Origin of the sequence: Brakhagea baltica, from assembly GCF_052161605.1 — a bacterium.
In the GTDB taxonomy this organism is placed as follows: domain Bacteria; phylum Planctomycetota; class Planctomycetia; order Pirellulales; family Pirellulaceae; genus JBKCUI01.
The window spans coordinates 3,062,183-3,078,868 of sequence record NZ_CP197409.1; the positions used below are offsets into that span (position 1 = coordinate 3,062,183).

Annotated in this window: 12 protein-coding genes; 5 read left to right on the top strand and 7 right to left on the bottom strand. The window is 52.1% G+C overall.

The genetic code is table 11. The features are described from left to right. Position 1: 1 nt before the first annotated feature. From SH449x_RS11330 to dxr, 5 genes are all read right to left on the bottom strand, one after another. Complete coding sequence (locus SH449x_RS11330; RefSeq protein ID WP_482381447.1) at positions 2-736, bottom strand: hypothetical protein; 735 nt, start codon at positions 734-736, stop codon at positions 2-4. Between the two features lie 141 nt (positions 737-877). Beyond that, a complete protein-coding gene (locus tag SH449x_RS11335) occupies positions 878-1,747 on the bottom strand; it encodes a DMT family transporter (protein ID WP_482381448.1) in 870 nt (289 codons plus the stop codon). 44 nt (positions 1,748-1,791) lie between these two features. Beyond that, positions 1,792-3,096 (bottom strand): outer membrane protein assembly factor BamB family protein, encoded by a 1,305-nt coding sequence (locus SH449x_RS11340; RefSeq protein ID WP_482381449.1) that lies wholly within the window; start codon positions 3,094-3,096, stop codon positions 1,792-1,794. Positions 3,097-3,151: 55 nt separating this feature from the next. Further along, positions 3,152-5,389, bottom strand: a complete 2,238-nt coding sequence (locus tag SH449x_RS11345) for a site-2 protease family protein (RefSeq protein WP_482381450.1) — start codon at positions 5,387-5,389, stop codon at positions 3,152-3,154. Continuing rightward, the gene (gene dxr, locus SH449x_RS11350; RefSeq protein ID WP_482381451.1) at positions 5,386-6,567 is read right to left on the bottom strand and encodes a 1-deoxy-D-xylulose-5-phosphate reductoisomerase; all 1,182 of its coding nucleotides are present in this window, start codon (positions 6,565-6,567) and stop codon (positions 5,386-5,388) included. Before dxr ends, SH449x_RS11345 begins: the two co-directional genes overlap by 4 nt. 249 nt (positions 6,568-6,816) lie before the next feature. Between dxr and ftsH the strand changes: the two genes are divergently transcribed. After that, positions 6,817-8,913, top strand: a complete 2,097-nt coding sequence (ftsH, locus tag SH449x_RS11355) for an ATP-dependent zinc metalloprotease FtsH (protein WP_482381452.1) — start codon at positions 6,817-6,819, stop codon at positions 8,911-8,913. A 77-nt stretch (positions 8,914-8,990) separates the two neighbouring features. On the opposite strand, the gene SH449x_RS11360 is transcribed toward ftsH, so the two are convergent. Beyond that, positions 8,991-9,998, bottom strand: coding sequence for a helix-turn-helix domain-containing protein (locus tag SH449x_RS11360; RefSeq protein ID WP_482381453.1), 1,008 nt, complete (start codon positions 9,996-9,998; stop codon positions 8,991-8,993). A 96-nt stretch (positions 9,999-10,094) separates the two neighbouring features. On the opposite strand from SH449x_RS11360, the gene SH449x_RS11365 reads away from it, so the two are divergent. From SH449x_RS11365 to SH449x_RS11380, 4 genes are all read left to right on the top strand, one after another. Further along, positions 10,095-11,789 (top strand): arylsulfatase, encoded by a 1,695-nt coding sequence (locus tag SH449x_RS11365; RefSeq protein ID WP_482381454.1) that lies wholly within the window; start codon positions 10,095-10,097, stop codon positions 11,787-11,789. Between the two features lie 21 nt (positions 11,790-11,810). After that, a complete protein-coding gene (locus SH449x_RS11370) occupies positions 11,811-12,788 on the top strand; it encodes an MBL fold metallo-hydrolase (protein ID WP_482381455.1) in 978 nt (325 codons plus the stop codon). Between the two features lie 125 nt (positions 12,789-12,913). Next, positions 12,914-13,282, top strand: coding sequence for a cupin domain-containing protein (locus tag SH449x_RS11375; protein WP_482381456.1), 369 nt, complete (start codon positions 12,914-12,916; stop codon positions 13,280-13,282). A gap of 16 nt (positions 13,283-13,298) precedes the next feature. Then, entirely contained in the window at positions 13,299-14,165 is an 867-nt protein-coding gene (locus SH449x_RS11380; protein WP_482381457.1) for an SMP-30/gluconolactonase/LRE family protein, read from the top strand. An 81-nt stretch (positions 14,166-14,246) separates the two neighbouring features. Here SH449x_RS11380 and SH449x_RS11385 read toward each other — a convergent pair whose 3' ends face one another. Further along, the gene (locus SH449x_RS11385; protein WP_482381458.1) at positions 14,247-16,112 is read right to left on the bottom strand and encodes a patatin-like phospholipase family protein; all 1,866 of its coding nucleotides are present in this window, start codon (positions 16,110-16,112) and stop codon (positions 14,247-14,249) included. Positions 16,113-16,686 lie beyond the last annotated feature (574 nt).

Genomic DNA, 16,686 nt, shown 5'->3' on the forward strand with positions numbered 1-16,686 from the left:
CCTATCTCGTTATTTCTAGGAACTCAACGGTCCATCGCACTTTAAAGTCTTCTTCGGTGAGTTCCCGGCCTCGATTGTCTGGATTAACGTAAGGGCCACCTTTTGGTTGGTTTCTGCGTACGGTTATCTTGTACAGAGGAGATTTGGCTCGATTCTCATCGCGATAAATGAGCTTGTAATCGCAGAAGTAGGAGGTTGGCTGCTCTGATTCCAACTTAGCAAAGGCCCATTTCGGTGCTTCCGGGAGAGCCGCGATCTCTTTGTATAGAGGATTTGTGCTCAAGTTTTTCTTGCGAAAGGCAAACTTTTCTTGTTCGGACGGTTGTTGTCTTTCAAACTCTTCCGGTGGAGACGGCATGCCATTCATTAAGGAAAGCCGGTCGAAGTCTTGGGCATGAATCAGATCCAGATACGCCTCGGAGATCTTTCGAGCTTCCACTAAGTCTGCTTTGGTGCTGAAGTTGCGGGCCAATAGCCCTGTCGTTACGGAGGTAATTCCAAGAACCACTGCCAGAAGAGCCGCGATGGTCGAAAACAAGTTGTAATCATTCCGTTTGCCGAGCAAAAATGCCACCACCCCTAGTGCACTGGCAACCAATGCGACTGGGATCATCGCTAAAAAAAGCATGGACAACAAACCGACCAACGCTAAAAAAAGCGATACAACGGCGAGAACTGAGAAGGGCTTACTTTCATCTAAAATTTCGGACCCATCGGTCATGTTGACGTCAGACATTGTAATCAGTTGGAAAATGAGGTGTGTAAGGCTTGCCCACAAGTATAACCGGTTGGCAGACGCATTGGTTCGTGCTTTAGAAAAACCGCTGTCATCCTAAAGATAATCAGAGTGACTGGTTTCTGGAATCCAAAACGCATACTATCGCCGATTGAACCAATAAAGTCCCAGCAACACGAATCCTCCGCCAGCCATGGCTGGGTAAGTAAGCGTTTCGTGGAGAAAAATCGCACCCCAAAGAATTCCGAACAAGGGAATGAGATAAGCAATGGTCATGGCCCTGGTCGCTTCAATCGCTCGAATCAAATAAAAATAAATCACGAGTGCAACTCCCGTACAGACTACCCCCAGAGTCGCTGCGGCGATCCAGCTTTGCCAAGAAGGCGTCTCTGTGGGCAGGAACCAAATGGACAAAGGTAGCATCCATAGGGTTGATGCGATTTGACTACCCGCCGCCACCACGAGCGGTGACAGATCGCCGAGCTTTTTCTTGCTGTAATGTGCCGAGATGCCGTAACACAAAGCCGCTATGAGACACGCGACCACGGCTAACACGCCACCTTGAATCTGCAGTTTATCCGAGACCAACAGACACACGCCGCTAAACGCTACCATCAGCCCGAGCCACTTGGCTCTCGACAACGGTTCCCGAAAGTAAAAGACGGCAATCAATGCTCCGAAAAAAGGAGAGGTCGCATTCAGCACCGATGCTAAACCAGCCGAAAGGGTCAAGGTCCCAAAGGCAAAAAGGGTAAAGGGAACAGCCGATCCAGATAAGCCCACTATCGACATGCGAACGGGGTGACTTAGCAACTCTCGCCCACGACCTTGAACGAGCACAACACTCGATAAAAACAAACTAGCAACGAAAACGCGAAATTGAATGAGTGCGATAGGGCCGAACTCTTTGGATGCCATTCTCATGAACAGAAACGATCCTCCCCAGATCGCTCCTAACACCATCATGAGTGAGAACTCCGTTAGTCGACTAACCTTCGGTATGCTTGTCAAAAAAGAAGTTCCCTACAGCCTGCTTCTACCTGCACCATACGAGCTTACTCGCCCGAGAATCGCATGAGATACTCTTGACGCTGTCTGCCGCTCAGCTTGGCAACCCTCAAGAAAACCTGACCATCGACAATGACCGGACTAGCAAAGGCTTCATCTCCGACTTTGCTCTTGGCGATTTCCGTGTATTGCTTTGGATCCGCTTTGAAGACCCAGAGATCTCCCGCTTCATTGGGCCAGTAGATGCGATCTCCCACCAAAACTCCCGATGCACTCACGGGGCCCGCCAATCGTTGAACCCACTTTTCCTCACCCGTCTTCGCATCCCAGCAATACAACCGACCGCTATCGGTCAGCGAATACAGGTAACCATCCGCAGCCACCATCGACTGCTCATAAGCCTTTTGTCGATTTCGCCAAAGCACCTTGCCAGTTTCCATCTCGATGCCCATTGTTTCCGAGGATGGGTACCCCCCACTCGCGAACACAACGCCATCATCCCAAACTGCTGTGCCGCAGGTCGCCATAGCCGTTCCCTTAGTCGACCAAATGAGCTCACCATTCTTAGGGTTGTACGCAGAGACGCTGTCTTGACCGCTAATGAGCAAATAGTCCTTGCCCTTGAAAGAGGTAACAACCGGAGATGAGAAGGAAATCGATTCCATTCGCTTGGCGGTCCAACTCCGTTTTCCGTTGGATCGGTTCATGGAGACGATTGCAGAGGGGCCGTCATACTCATAAGCTATGATCAGATCGTCACCGTAAATAATGGGAGAGGGGGCATAACCGTACTCATACATCTTTGGGTTGTATCGATCGATTCGCTCTTCCCAAACCCGCTCCCCCTCAAAAGATAATGCGATAGCCCAAACTGCTTCATGATGAAACAAGGTCAAGTAAAGCCGCTCGCCGTCGCTGGCCATGGTCATCGAAGCTTCGGTGTTCTTTGGATGGTTCTTGCTAGGAAAGCCGCCTTGATTCAGTTGCGTTTTCCAAACCTGCTTTCCAGTCGCTCTGTCGTAGGCCAACGCGAAATGGGTCTGCGATCCTTCATCGGCGGTCTGTAAATACACTCGGTCTCCGACAACAATGGGCGAACCATGCCCACGCCCAGGAATCGAAGCGGACCAATCGAGGTTCTGACTTTCGACCAGCTTGACAGGTGCATTGGTGGTGCCAAGCGCATGTCCGTCCCTGGTGACGCCTCGCCACCAAGGCCAGTCTTTCGTCTCATCGATCTTAGGAAATGAGTCGATGGCCACTTGCCCCCAGGCATAGGAGGCACCCCAAGGGGCTAACGAGGCTCCGATCAACCCAAATAAAAAAGTGCTCGCGATAGTGCTTAATTTCATAGATTTGGACTCACGATTTGTTATGGCAAATGCTGCTTTTCAGGACAGTGGGGGGTTAGCCGCGCACCCAGGCTGAAATGTTGACGACGTCGTTGAATATGACGAGTCCCATCAAGCCGAGAAGCATGAGCACGCCGAGCAATCTCATGCGGGCTTCGAACTCCTCGTCTGCGGGTTTGCCCATGATGGCTTCATAGGTCAAAAAGACCATGTGCCCGCCATCCAATGCCGGAATGGGGAGGAAATTGATAATCGCCAAGTTCGCACTGAGCATCGTCAAAAACATCAACAGCGGCGAAATGCCTCGTGAAGCAGCATCGTTGGCTTCCACAGCAATCGCACCGGGACCTCCCAAAGCCGACAGTGGCAGCTTGCCTCGCACCAACAGCCCGAGAAACTCCAACACGTTGCCGCCACGTCTTACGATTTCAGACACCCCGAGCATAAGAGCATCCTTTGGCGAATCCACTTTGTAGTTGCTGCTCAACGGTGCGAGTTCATACCCACGATCGGGCCAACTGATGGTTTCGTCCATGTGAACGGCTACCTTAGTCGGATTTACCTTCCCATCTCGTTCAAAGAAAACCTCAACCGGCATACCCGTTCTCATCATCTGCATGAGAGCCAGAACGTAATGCATGTTGCGTGTGCTATCGATCTTCATCGCTTGTTGAAGCGACTTGGCATCCTTGAGAACTTTGGAGTAAAAGGCCTTGTCTTCATCCGAAGTTGGTAGAACTTGCGTTTGAATGATAACGTCCCCTTCTTTCAGTCCAGATGCAGCGGCCTTTGAACCACTGGCTACACCGGAGACGACGTTGCTGATGGAGTAGACCAACCCGCTGCCGGGCAACTCCATTCCAACTGGACCAAACGTAAGCTCAGAGAGTGGAATCTGGAATTTGGTAGGTACCATCCAGGAGAATTCGGTCGTGGTCCCATCGGCACGTTTGAGGGTGATGCTGGTCTCTTCTCCAGCCTTGGCCGCGATATCAAACACTAAAGCGAAAGCATCGCGAATGGGATTTCCCTCCCAAGCGATGATTTCGAAACCTGCTTCAATGCCTGCCTTCTCGGCCAGCGAATCCTTTCCCACAGCCACAACCGGTCCAGGCTTAACATAAAAGCCTAGAGTCTTCATCGGTACAGGCTTGCTCGAAACGCTAACGAGCGAGCGACTTTTGTCGGTGTCGCTGGTCGGGTTGTCCAGCCGCATCACATCGAGAGTCACCGTCTCTTTGAGTTTGGGCTCGAGATAATTGAACAGCTCGTATCCCATCGGGAACTCAGAGTAGGGACTAATCTCGAGCTTCTCTCCGTTGATGCCGACAATAACATCCCCGGGCTTGAGGTCGGTCAGAAGATTCTCATATGCTGGGTCCTCCGAGAGGTTTTTGGAAATCGCATACAATGGCCTAACCTGAGTGGTCTCGGCACTTCGCAATCCCAAAGTCAGGAAGCGAATCTTCTTGGCAGGATCCGAGTGAGCCATCGAGCCGACAAACTCGACTTTCTGCATGGCTCCGTCCCGTTGGAATCCTACTCGAACCAGCTTGTTTGGGTCGCTCAAACCGGCGAACAGCACCCGCTGTTGCATCTCGCGAAAGGACAACTCAGGGTCGATCCGATCGTTGATCTGCTGGATCTGGTCGCCAGGTTGCAAACCTGCCATCCAAGCCGGATCGCCAGGAGGGACGCGCCCCACCACAGACGGGTTGTAGGGTACACCTATGTAGAACGCGACCGCAGCCATCAGGATTCCGAAGATGATATTCATGATCACCCCGGCACTGATGATCACCATCCTCGCTCCCACGCTCTTGGCAAGAAACGAACGTGGATTGTGAACTGGCTTCTGATCTCCAGCCGGTTTGTCTTCCTCGGCTGCTTCGTCACCCGTTTGGCTGCGTTCCAATTCTGATTGCGAATTCCGGGGGTCGTCGTCTTGACCGAGCATCTTAACGTATCCACCCAGCGGAATGATCCCGATGCCGTACTCGGTTTCCCCCCATTTAAAATGGAACAGCTTCGAAGGCAATCGAATCGGTCCAATCTTAATCGGTGGATCAAAGCCGACGTAAAACTTGTCGCATTGAACCCCGAACAGCTTGGCAGCCAGAAAATGCCCGAGCTCGTGAACAAATATCACGAAGCCCAATCCCAGGGCAACTAGCATAATGTTGTAAGCGAACGTCAGCTTGCCTTGTAACCAAGATGGTTCGGACGCGAACAACGGAGCGCTGAGCAGCTCCCAGGCAGACAGGGTAGAAGATAGAAGATCTAAATTAGTCATGCAGTTTTATTCCAACGATGAACCTCTTCGCGACTCCAGCGATCGAGTTTGAGCAACTCGGCCAAATCGGGAGAGGGGGAGTAATGATGTTCATTCAGAACGATTCGACAAATCTTTGCAATATCGGTCAAACGTATTTTGCGTTCCAGAAATAGCTCTACGCAAGCTTCGTTCGCAGCGTTGAGTACCGCACCGCAAGTTCCACCTTTTTCTGCCACCTCAAAGCCCAAAGCTAGGCAGGGATAGCGTTCCAGATCAACCGGTTTCCAAGTCAGTTCCAAGGGGGCTCCCCAATCGATTGCCGGGGACGAGGCGGCTTCGCGGGCTGGGTAGGTCAGGGCATACTGGATGGGAAGACGCATGTCGGGCGGGCTCATTTGTGCGATCACGGATGCGTCTCGATACTCAACCATGGAATGTATGATGGATTGCGGATGGATGACGACCTGGATTTGATCAGCACGCAAACCGAACAGCCACTTGGCCTCGATCACCTCGAGTGCTTTATTCATCATAGTTGCCGAATCAACCGTGATCTTCCTACCCATCTTCCAAGTCGGATGGGAGAGAGCGTCCTCGACCGTCGCTTCTGAAAGCTTCTCGAGCGGCCAGTCGCGAAGGGGGCCACCACTGCCGGTCAAAATGATTCTTTGCAGGTCGCGGGTTCCCTCGGGGGACTGCAAGCACTGAAAAATCGCGCTGTGTTCGCTGTCGACAGGCAGCACCTCAGCGCCCGTCCGCTCCGCCAAAGGCATAATCAGCGAACCCGCCACAACGAGCGATTCTTTATTTGCCAAGGCCAATCGCTTGCCGGTTCGCACCGCCTCTAAAGCACTTTCCAGCCCAGCCACGCCGACGATCGCTCCGATCACGGTGTCAATCTGAGTTCCTCCCACCAGATCGATGATCGCATCAGACCCAACCAAACGTTCGGTCTGAGGGGAGGCGGCTGGCTTTGTGCCCTGCCATGCCAGCCGTTCCGCATCCTTCATGCCTCTGGTTACAATAGCGTATCGAGGCTGGACCTGCTCGATTTGGCTCTCGAGCAAATCTAGTTGCGAATGGCAGGAAATCGCGGTGACCTGGTGAGTGGCACGCAATCGCTGCAAAACATCGATCGACGCCCGCCCAATGCTTCCCGTGGAGCCTAATACTGCAACATGGCGAATCTGGCTCAATGAACTCGGCTCCAGTAGTGGGAGTCTACCCCGGGAAGTGTTTAGTTAAGTACGCACTGTCTACACGCTACGGCAAAGTCGCTAGACTCGTTCCAATCGTCGCAAAACGTTTCTGCCATGGAATTTAACTCCTAAATTCTAGGAAGAACTACCGAAATCCTCAACGCCAAAGCCTGCCCCCTCGCTACAGAGGGCGCATAATTACACCGTTTCCCAAACTTTGTAGCCGCTATTGATAGCATAAAGCGAATGCCAAAAGATCAACCAGAAAAGAAATCCCCCTCCCCGAACTCTAGCGGCAATCCGCCCACACCATGGTTTATGTACTCGGTGCTGGCCATTCTGCTCGTGCTGGGAGTGGTCGCCCTCGTCTCCAATTCGCTAACTCGAGCGATTAGCTACCCCGATCTGCTGCAGCTGGTGGAGAATACCAAGTACACCAACCGAGGGTCTCGTGAGTTGGTGGAAGGTTTTTCGGGCTCGTTCCAGTTTCGGGATGATCTCTACACATACGAAATACGCAATCTAAAGGACTTGCAAGTCGACGAGAAAGCCATCACCGGCAAGGTCGAGATGGCGAGAATCGGGTCCGGCACCCCCACCAAATTCAAAGAAGTCTCGTTTAAGTCGATCAAGGACGGCTCCGAGTTCACCAACAAACAACTACGCGAAAAGCTAGACCGGGCCAATATTCCTTGGAGCAACGCTGAAGGACCGAGCATGCTGGCTCAGTCGTTCATGTTCTTCGTGTTGCCCCTATTAGTGGTTTTTGCCCTGATCATGTTCATGATGCGCCGTATGGGTGGAGTGAATTCCCCTATGCAGTTTGGTCGCTCGCGAGGCCGACTCTACGCCCAAGAAGATGTCGGTATCACCTTTGACGACGTGGCTGGCATCGACGAAGCAGTCGAGGAAGTTCGCGAAATCGTCGACTTTTTGAAGCACCCTGAGAAGTACCAAAGACTCGGTGGTCGTATTCCTCGCGGGGTCTTGCTCGTCGGACCACCGGGAACGGGCAAGACGCTGCTGGCCAAAGCGATCGCTGGTGAAGCAGGTGTGCCGTTCTTCTCGCTCTCCGGATCGGACTTTGTCGAAATGTTCGTTGGGGTGGGAGCGGCACGCGTCCGCGACATGTTCCAGCAAGCGACCTCGAAAGCTCCCTCCATCATCTTCATCGACGAGCTCGACGCGCTCGGAAAGAGCCGTGCAGGTAACGTACCCGGCTCCCACGACGAACGGGAACAAACCCTCAACGCGCTCCTGGTCGAGATGGATGGCTTTGATGCGAACGCGGGCGTGATCGTCATGGCTGCAACGAACCGACCCGAGACACTTGATCCCGCTCTTCTTCGTGCAGGCCGTTTTGACCGCAATGTGCTGGTCGACCGACCTGACAAACAGGGCCGCGAGGATATCCTCAAAGTCCACGTCAAAGCGGTCAAGCTGGCTTCCGATGTCGAACTGCAACAAGTGGCCGCAATCACTCCGGGCTTCGTCGGTGCCGATCTCGCCAATTTGGTAAACGAAGCCGCACTTCTGGCAGCTCGCAAGGGGAAAGATACGGTTGGGCAAGACGAGTTCAATGACGGAGTCGAACGCGTGACCGCTGGTCTGGAAAAGAAAAAGCGGATCATGAGCGAAGAAGAGAAACGCCGAGTAGCATACCACGAAGCGGGCCATGCGTTGGTCGCCTACTCGCTTCCCAATACAGATCCCGTCCACAAAGTTTCGATCATTCCTCGCGGTATCGCTGCGCTAGGCTACACCATGCAGCGGCCCGAGGGGGATCGGTACTTGGTTACGCAATCCGAGCTGGAATCCCGTATGCAAGTGCTCGTCGCCGGGACCATCACGGAGGAAATCGTCTTCCGCGACATTAGCACGGGGGCACAAAACGATTTAGAGCGAGCAACTCAGATTGCCCGCGGGATGGTCATGGAGTATGGCATGAGTCGCATGGGTCGGATCAATTTCCGCGAAGGCAATCGCTCCCCCTTTCTCGCATCGGGCGGTTCGGAGTCTTTTGGCCGCGAGTACTCAGAGCAAACCGCTCGCGAGATCGATCAAGAGGTCAAGCGATTGATCGATGAGTCTATTCAGCGGGCGCGCACGATCCTCACCGAACGACGAGCTGCGCTCGAGGCGTTGGCCAACAAATTGATCGAGGTCGAGGTCATCGAATCGGAAGAGCTTAAACGCATCATCGATGCAACGCTTCCCGGCCCGCGAGTGGTACCAGGCACCCAGGTATCGGGTACCGCCGGCGCCGGAATGCCAGCGAACCTCGAGAATTCTATCGTTCCCGGAGCGGCTCGCCCTAACGAGCCCCGAGCAAGCGAAGCTTGAGTCTCGTAGGCCGCAGCTGCGCAAAGCCTCCTTGCGGCCTACTTGGTTTCGATCTCGCGATCAATCGGCACAAAGTGCTAGCCAGCATCAGTCTGTCCGCGTAACGTGTCCGATGGATGTTCGCCAAAACACTCTTTATATGCCCTTGAGAAGTCGCCGAAATGCCAGAAACCCCAACGCAGCGCTTCTTTTGTTACCGTTGTAGAGGCTTGCGATTCCGATTGGAGAGATTTCCTGACACGATGCAATCGCATTATGGTCAAATAGGACATGGGTGACATACCCAACACCCCCTTGAAAGCATATTGCAGGGTTCGTTCGCTTACACCAGCAGCCACGCAAAGGTCCGCTACGTGAATTCGTTCCCCGATGTGGACGTTAGCGTAATCTTGGGCCGTTGTCACGATTTTGCTGTATCCCTGCTGCTTGAGATCTTGCAGCGATGGCTCAACGTGCTTCGAATATCTCAACGCAGACAAAAGTTTTTCAATCAGTTCTGTTTGAGCCGCAAACTGTACTTCGGGAACGTCGAAGACCTCAGGTTGCTGACTTGCCACGCCTATGAGTCGTTGTCCACACTTAAACAATTCATCTCGGCCCGATGGCGAGGGTGTTAGCAGTTCAATATTCTGTGGAACAAGAAATACCTCATCATGTTGCCAACGCGATGCGTAATCGAGAAGAAGTTCGGGGGGCAGCAATAGGGCAATGCTTTCATAGCCTGCGGCAACCACCAACTCCGCTTCGATACCAGATGTAATTGCCAAGATCTGTTCCGGATGAATCGGCGTTCCATTTATCGTCCCCGCTGATGTCGGGGAGAATAGGGTGTAACCGATGAAACCTGGTTGCAGGCTGGTCCGAGCCCGAACGGCAACATTCGTTGAGTGATAGACAACTTGGCAATGGCCTAGCCTCACGACGATACGTTTCGCGCGAAATCTCTCGGAGCTCAACTTCAATACGTCTTGCTTGAGAATCTCGATGGATCCGCCCACCAACGTCGGATCGTTTAGCTCGGTAACGGTAACGGACGGCAATGTGGGGAAAACATCTGCTGGGGGAGAGGAGGTCGCGGTTTTCACAGTTTGCGGAATTTCGATAGACGGAAGGTACGTAGAGGGAGACTATATGCACAAAGTGGTATGTCAGTCTTAAAGATGTAAGCAGGGTGTTCTGTCGTGTTTATCCATCGGCTAATTGGTTGCTGTGTTGTCATTGCGACCTTTCTTTCTTTCCACGTCCCAAAATTGCAGGCTGTCGACAGCCCAAAGAGCCAACCCAATATTCTCTTGATCGTCACCGACGACATGGGTTATTCAGATCTGGGATGCTTTGGCGGGGAGATCCACACTCCCAATATAGACGCTCTCGCTGCTCGTGGGTTGCGAGCGACCAATTTTTATGTGGCCCCGAGCTGTTCCCCAACGCGGTCTATGCTGCTAAGCGGCACCGATAACCACATTGCGGGGATCGGTAACATGGCCGAGTGGACTGGTCCGTCGCAGCGAGGAAAGCCTGGTTACGAAGGGCACCTGAACTCCCGAGTCACCACGGTGGCCTCCCGGTTAAAGGACGCTGGCTACCACACCTATATGGCTGGTAAATGGCATTTGGGCGATAAGCCAGATCAGTGGCCAGCAGCCCGAGGATTCGGGAGGGATTTCACTCTTCTGCAAGGTGCTGGGAGTCACTGGTCCGACATGCTGGGATTGCTACCTTCCGAGCCGAAGGTGGCTTACACGCGCAACGGTCAGCTCTTGAAAGAACTGCCGCCCGACTACTATTCCTCTAAGAATCTCACCGATTTCATCATCGAGAGCATTGATGAGAATGAGCAGGACAAGAAACCTTTTTTTGCCTATCTCGCTTATCAAGCTCCGCACGGACCGTTCGCGATCCCCGAGGACTGGAGTAAGCGTTACCAGGGAAAATACGACCACGGATACGATGTCATTCGAGACGAGCGATTGGAACGCCAAAAAAAGCTGGGGATCGTAAACGCCGATGCCGTGACCTTTCCTAGGTTGCCCAACATTCCGGCCTGGGAATCGCTGACCGACGAGCAGCGACGCCTTGCAAGTCGTAAGATGGAGATCTATGCCGCAATGATTGAATACATGGACGATCAAATAGGTCGGTTGATCGATCACTTAAAGAGGTCAGGCCAGTACGACAACACGCTGATCGTCTTCATCTCCGACAATGGTTCGGCTGGCGAAGACTTGGCTGACCTTGTGACAAAATTGGCTCCTGCGGCGAAAACTTGGTTCGAAAACACTTTCGATAATCGACCTGAAAACTGGGGCAATCCTAAATCAGCCATCGAATATGGTCCGCCCTGGGCACAGGTGAGCAGCGTGCCATTCCGCCTCTTCAAGGGGGTTGTAGCCGAGGGAGGGATTCGCGTACCTCTCGTCGTCGCAGGACCTGGAGTTAAGCATAATGGCACGGTCAATGACGCGGTACTACATGTCATGGATGTCATGCCGACATTCTTGGAATCAGCAGGCAACCCGACCGTGTCTGAATCAGCGGGAGATGACATCGCTTCCATTCAAGGCAAATCCATGTGGCCTTTACTCTCCGGAATCGACAAGCGAACGCGCACCGAAAATGATTGGCTTGGATGGGAGCTTTTTGGAAACCGAGCGATTCGACAAGGCGATTGGAAGCTGCTGTATCTGTTGCCAGCGGCTGGCGGGACTGGTGATTGGCAATTATTTCATCTTAAAGAAGACCCAGCAGAGTTGAATGATCTGTCAGCAAGCCATCCCGAAAAACGACAGGCCCTTATAAAGCTATGGGATGAGTATGTTAAGCGAACAGGCTTGATTGTATCTGACGCGGGACCCTTTGCAAACCGAGAGCCTTAACCATGATAGGGGGAAACAATCATGAAGATGCATCAAGTTAGCAATTCATGCTACGCGGTGATCAACGAGAAGAATCGCGTTTGCGATGCCAACTCTGGACTCATCAATTGCGGTGGAGGAGTCGTGATTGATACTCAATCCGACTTGGCCCATGCCAGACGAATGATCGACATGTTCAGCCAGGTATGGCCAGCCATGCCTGATCGTGTCATCAATACCCACGAAGACGCGGACCATGTCTGGGGCAACCAGTTGTTCGAAGGTGCCGAAATTATTGCTCACCGTTCTGTGCCCGAACGCATGAAGCAAGTTGCCGAACCAAAGGAAAGTCAAAAACTGCTGCATGGTGTAGGCCGACTCTTGACGCGACTTTTGCTCAAGAATTTACATCCTGGGCTTGAGGCAGCTGGAGAGCAACTGTTAGAGGACTACAACTTTGACGGCATTGAACTGGTTCTTCCGACGACCTTGTTCGACACACGCTATGAGCTCAACCTCGACGGCAAAGAAGTCCACTTGATCTATGTGGGACCATGTCACCAAGTGGGCGATACGATTATTCACATGCCAGAGGAACGAGTGGTATTCGCAGGCGATGTTCTCTTCCGTCAATGCACTCCAATGGGTTGGACAGGTTCCTATGAAAAATGGTTCCAATGCCTGGATTTGCTTATAGAGCTTGATCCTGAAACAATCGTTCCTGGGCATGGTCCGTTATGTGGGATCGAAGGCCCGATGGAAATGAAAGCTTACTTGCAATATGTACGCGACGAATCGAAGATATGCTTTGATGCAGGACTAACTGCGCTCGATGCCGCCAAAAAAATTGAGTTTGGTCCCTATAGTGAGTGGGCGGCACCCGCAAGACTTTACATGAACGTCGAACGGGCTTACCGCGAATTCCGAAACGAACCACTCGATGCACCCTGGGATTCCTCAGCGACATTTGATGCGATCTATCAAGTCGCAAAAGCCAAAGGTATCGAACCAGAATTCTGAGCACGTAGTACAACGAGTTGGGATCATCCGATACAAACTCTTTTATTTAGTTTCCTCAGGAAGATCTGTTAAGTCATCCTGACCGATTTTCAGATTCATTAAATTATCAAATAAAGAAGCATTCCATGAAATTTCAAATGATCCACGCAGATGACAACGGCGAGACACATTTCGGCGTCGAGGATGTAGCCGAGCGTGAGGTACCCTTTGGACCGCCCCCGAATCCGACGGGACTGATGAGCGACTTTGGAGCTGTGGCAACGATGTTCGTATTCTCGGTCCCTGCCGGAACTGATGTCCCTGCTCACAACGCTCCTCAGCCTTACATTGCCATCATTCTATCAGGAGAGGGCGAGGTCGCGACCAGTGATGGCGAGGCTCGAAGATTCCATCCGGGAGAAGTGCTCTTCTGCAATGATCTGACCGGTAAAGGACATGTGACACGCGCCATCACAGACCTAATGGTTGCTTTTGTAAATCGTGCCTCCTCCTAAAAGAATTTAATCCCAAATGACGAACAAAGTTAGATTACTTACCGATTCGACCGCAGGACTCAAGTTCACTGAAAGTCCACGATGGTACAACAACAAAATGTGGTTTATCGATATCCACGATAAGCGTATCAAGACGGTCGACCTATCGGGTGCCGTAGAAACCGCCGTCGATTTGCCCTTCATTCCAAACGGTTTCGGCCTGACACCCGAAGGCGTTATCGTGGTCGGCGACGCATTCGAACGAAAGATTTACCGTGTCGAAGATGGATCGCTAGACCTGCTAGCTGACATCAGCGATATGACTGTGTTTTGTCTAAGCGATGGTATTGTAGACTCTCGAGGTCGTTTGTACGTCGGGGATATCGGATACAACTTCGTAGACCCAGCGGCCAAGCCGGTGGCAACGTGTGTCCTAGTACTGGTTGGGACGGATGGCAAAGCAACCGTCGTCGCCAAAGACCTTTGCTTTCCCAACGGGATTGTGATTACGCCCGATGAGCGAACCTTAATTGTTGGTGAAACGATCGGCAATCGCCTCTCCGCATTTGACATCAATGAGGACGGATCGCTTAGTAATCGACGAGTGTGGGCGCAATTGCCTTCATCCATTGGACCGGATGGTATTTGTCTCGATGCCGAGGGAGGCATCTGGTGTGCTAATCCAGAAGGCCAAGACAGTGTGGTGCGAGTCTGCGAAGGGGGTGTCGTTACAGATAGGATCAAGGTCGATACGCACGCTTATGCGGTAATGCTGGGTGGCCCAGAGCGAAAGCATTTGTTTATTTGCACATCCGCTTCTCATGATCCAGCGGAGATTCATCGCAATCCGAGCGCAAGCTTCCATGTGGTTGAGGTCAATATTCCAGGCGTTGGAGCTCCCTAGGATGGAAGGAGTTCAATTGACTTATCTATGGCTCATGGCATCCGGCGATGGCGTGATGTACGGTCAGAAAAACGAATCAGCTCACGACGATCGTAAGCTTGGTTGCGTCAGTAGCTGCTTTTCCAACTCATGCAGCCGCTGCTTGAGTTCAGGAATGATTTCATCTGCTGCAGTCGCACCTGCAGTTGCTATTTCCTTTGTGCGGTGAAACTCAGCTAGTCCATATTTGGATGTGTCTGGCTTGATCCAAAAGTCGACAGCTCGGTTGCGCATCTTTCCGATGTTATGTGCTTGCGACTCAAAGATACGAAATATCGTGTCAATCGAACCTGCCTTTCTCATTTTGGTAGTGGGCATGTCAGGCCGGTTGCCAGCAAATTCGGGGCGGACATGGCTAGATACGTCGACACCGACCACGAAATCGGCACCGTTTTCTGCCAGGACATCGGCAGGTAAATTGTTGAGTACGCCGCCGTCAACCAACGCCATCCCATCTCGCATGATAGGTGGCGAAACGACAGGAAGATTGATACTCTCTAGAATCGCTCTTACCGCGTCACCTTCTCGACGCACCACCGTTCGCGCTTGCACTAAATCTACGGTGATGGCGTGAAACGGAATCGATAACTGCTCAAGCTGCCAATCGTAGAGATATTTCCGTAGCATCCCATCCCAAGCATGGCGACGATATTGCGAGACCAAATATAGGTTCGGCCAATTCGGAAGGCATCGGAATAATTTAGAAGGTGTTAGATCGTGCTGAAAATTTCGAACGGCATCTTGGGGAGACATGCCTGATGCATAGAGAATGCCTGCCATCGCACCCGCGCTTGTACCTGACATCACGTCAAAGGATAAACCGGCTTCCTCAAGCGTCTCCAAGACCCCAAAGTGAGCCATCCCTTTCGCCCCACCACCGGCCAGGGCGATACCGATCGAAATACCCCGAAGAACTCTTACCAACCGATCTATTCCTTGAATCTCTTGACGAGCAGGCGACCCACTCGAGGAATCAACAACGACCTTCACATCGGATTTTTTAAAGGTCACTCCACTTAGCAAGGGAGCTACGGGCGAATTGGGATCCAACAACCAGACGATGCGCACGCGATCGGATGCATCTCCATGAAAAAATTTTAGAGGAGCCATCGCTTGCATCAGATTCGGCGCATCGTTAGGTTCAAGCAACCAAAGTATTTCGTCGCATCCGAATAGCGGTTTGAAATCCATTTTGTCATGCTCTGCTGCCAAGCAAACTACGATTCGCCGATCGAGTAGTGGGGGTGAAGGCTGTAACAAAGGAGAGGTCCCTGCGTCGATGTCCCGAAACGGAAGTGCTTCTGGCCAACAACCCGTCTTGGTCAAGCAGTCAGGCTGGTTCGACCACGCTTCGAGTCTTTCTCCTAATTGATGCAACTTCGCTGCAATCTTTCCTGCCAGCTCATACCCTCGCTTGGATGATGCAACGATACCTAGACGAGGTGAAGGTACATTTCGCGACGCTGCACCGGCAACAGATTTGAACCGCGCGCTAAGGGTAAAAAACAAGTTCTGCATCAGCAAAGGATACATCTTAATCCAACGAATCAATGCTTCGGCGGGCGCGACAAGAAGCTTCCCGTTGGTTCGAGCCGTTATTCGAGCGGGACGGTTAGGATTTCTTTCGAGAATGTAGATTTCACCAATGGTTTCCCCTTGGTGGACCATTCCTAAGAGATTTTCTCGTCCGCGCGGATCGGTTAGAAAAGAATCCAACTCTCCTTCGACGACAATCCAAAACTCGGTGACAGGGTCGCCCGGAGAGGCGATGGTATCGCCGGCTGCGAACGGCCTTACCGTGAATTCTTGAGCGAGCGTGGCAATCTGATCCCGTTCCAAGCCATGGCAAAAACGGACCTCGGAAAGCCAACTAACGATTTGTTCGATTTCTGCAGTGGAGGCCGTCATTGATAACCTGATATGTATGGTCGAGAAAACCACCGCTACGTAGGTAGCGAACCGCACTCCAGTGTACACCCTCGACGCTCGCACGTCGAAACAGGCTTTATTGCTTTCCCTGTGGCGAAATAGTCCTTCGAATGAATACTATCGCTGATAATGCCAGCTCACTTTGGCACACTTTCGTGCCGTGCATGACACTGGAACCGGTGAACATTGTCGTGGAGCAGTTGCCCTTGGAGATTTCGCGAGAAGTTTGTCGTGTCCCGATTCGATCCGTCCTTATGGCGCACGCCCCCTAAAGGCAGGAACTAGTTGGCTGTTATGCCGTTTTGGAGGTCGGTTTGCCGAAACCAATCCATTTAGCGGTACGATAAGAGATTGATTGCGGAATTTCGATAGACGATCGTTCTCACGTCGTTAACCATCAATCATGTGTTAGTGTGACCGAACAATAAGTGGTCTCCATCACCAAAGGTTTTGGGAACGAAACTTGCACTGAAACTCATATGTGCAGTTCATCTGTCTCAACGATGCACAAGTCATCTGTTTAATATTCACCCAACGTAGGCTCTTTCGACCC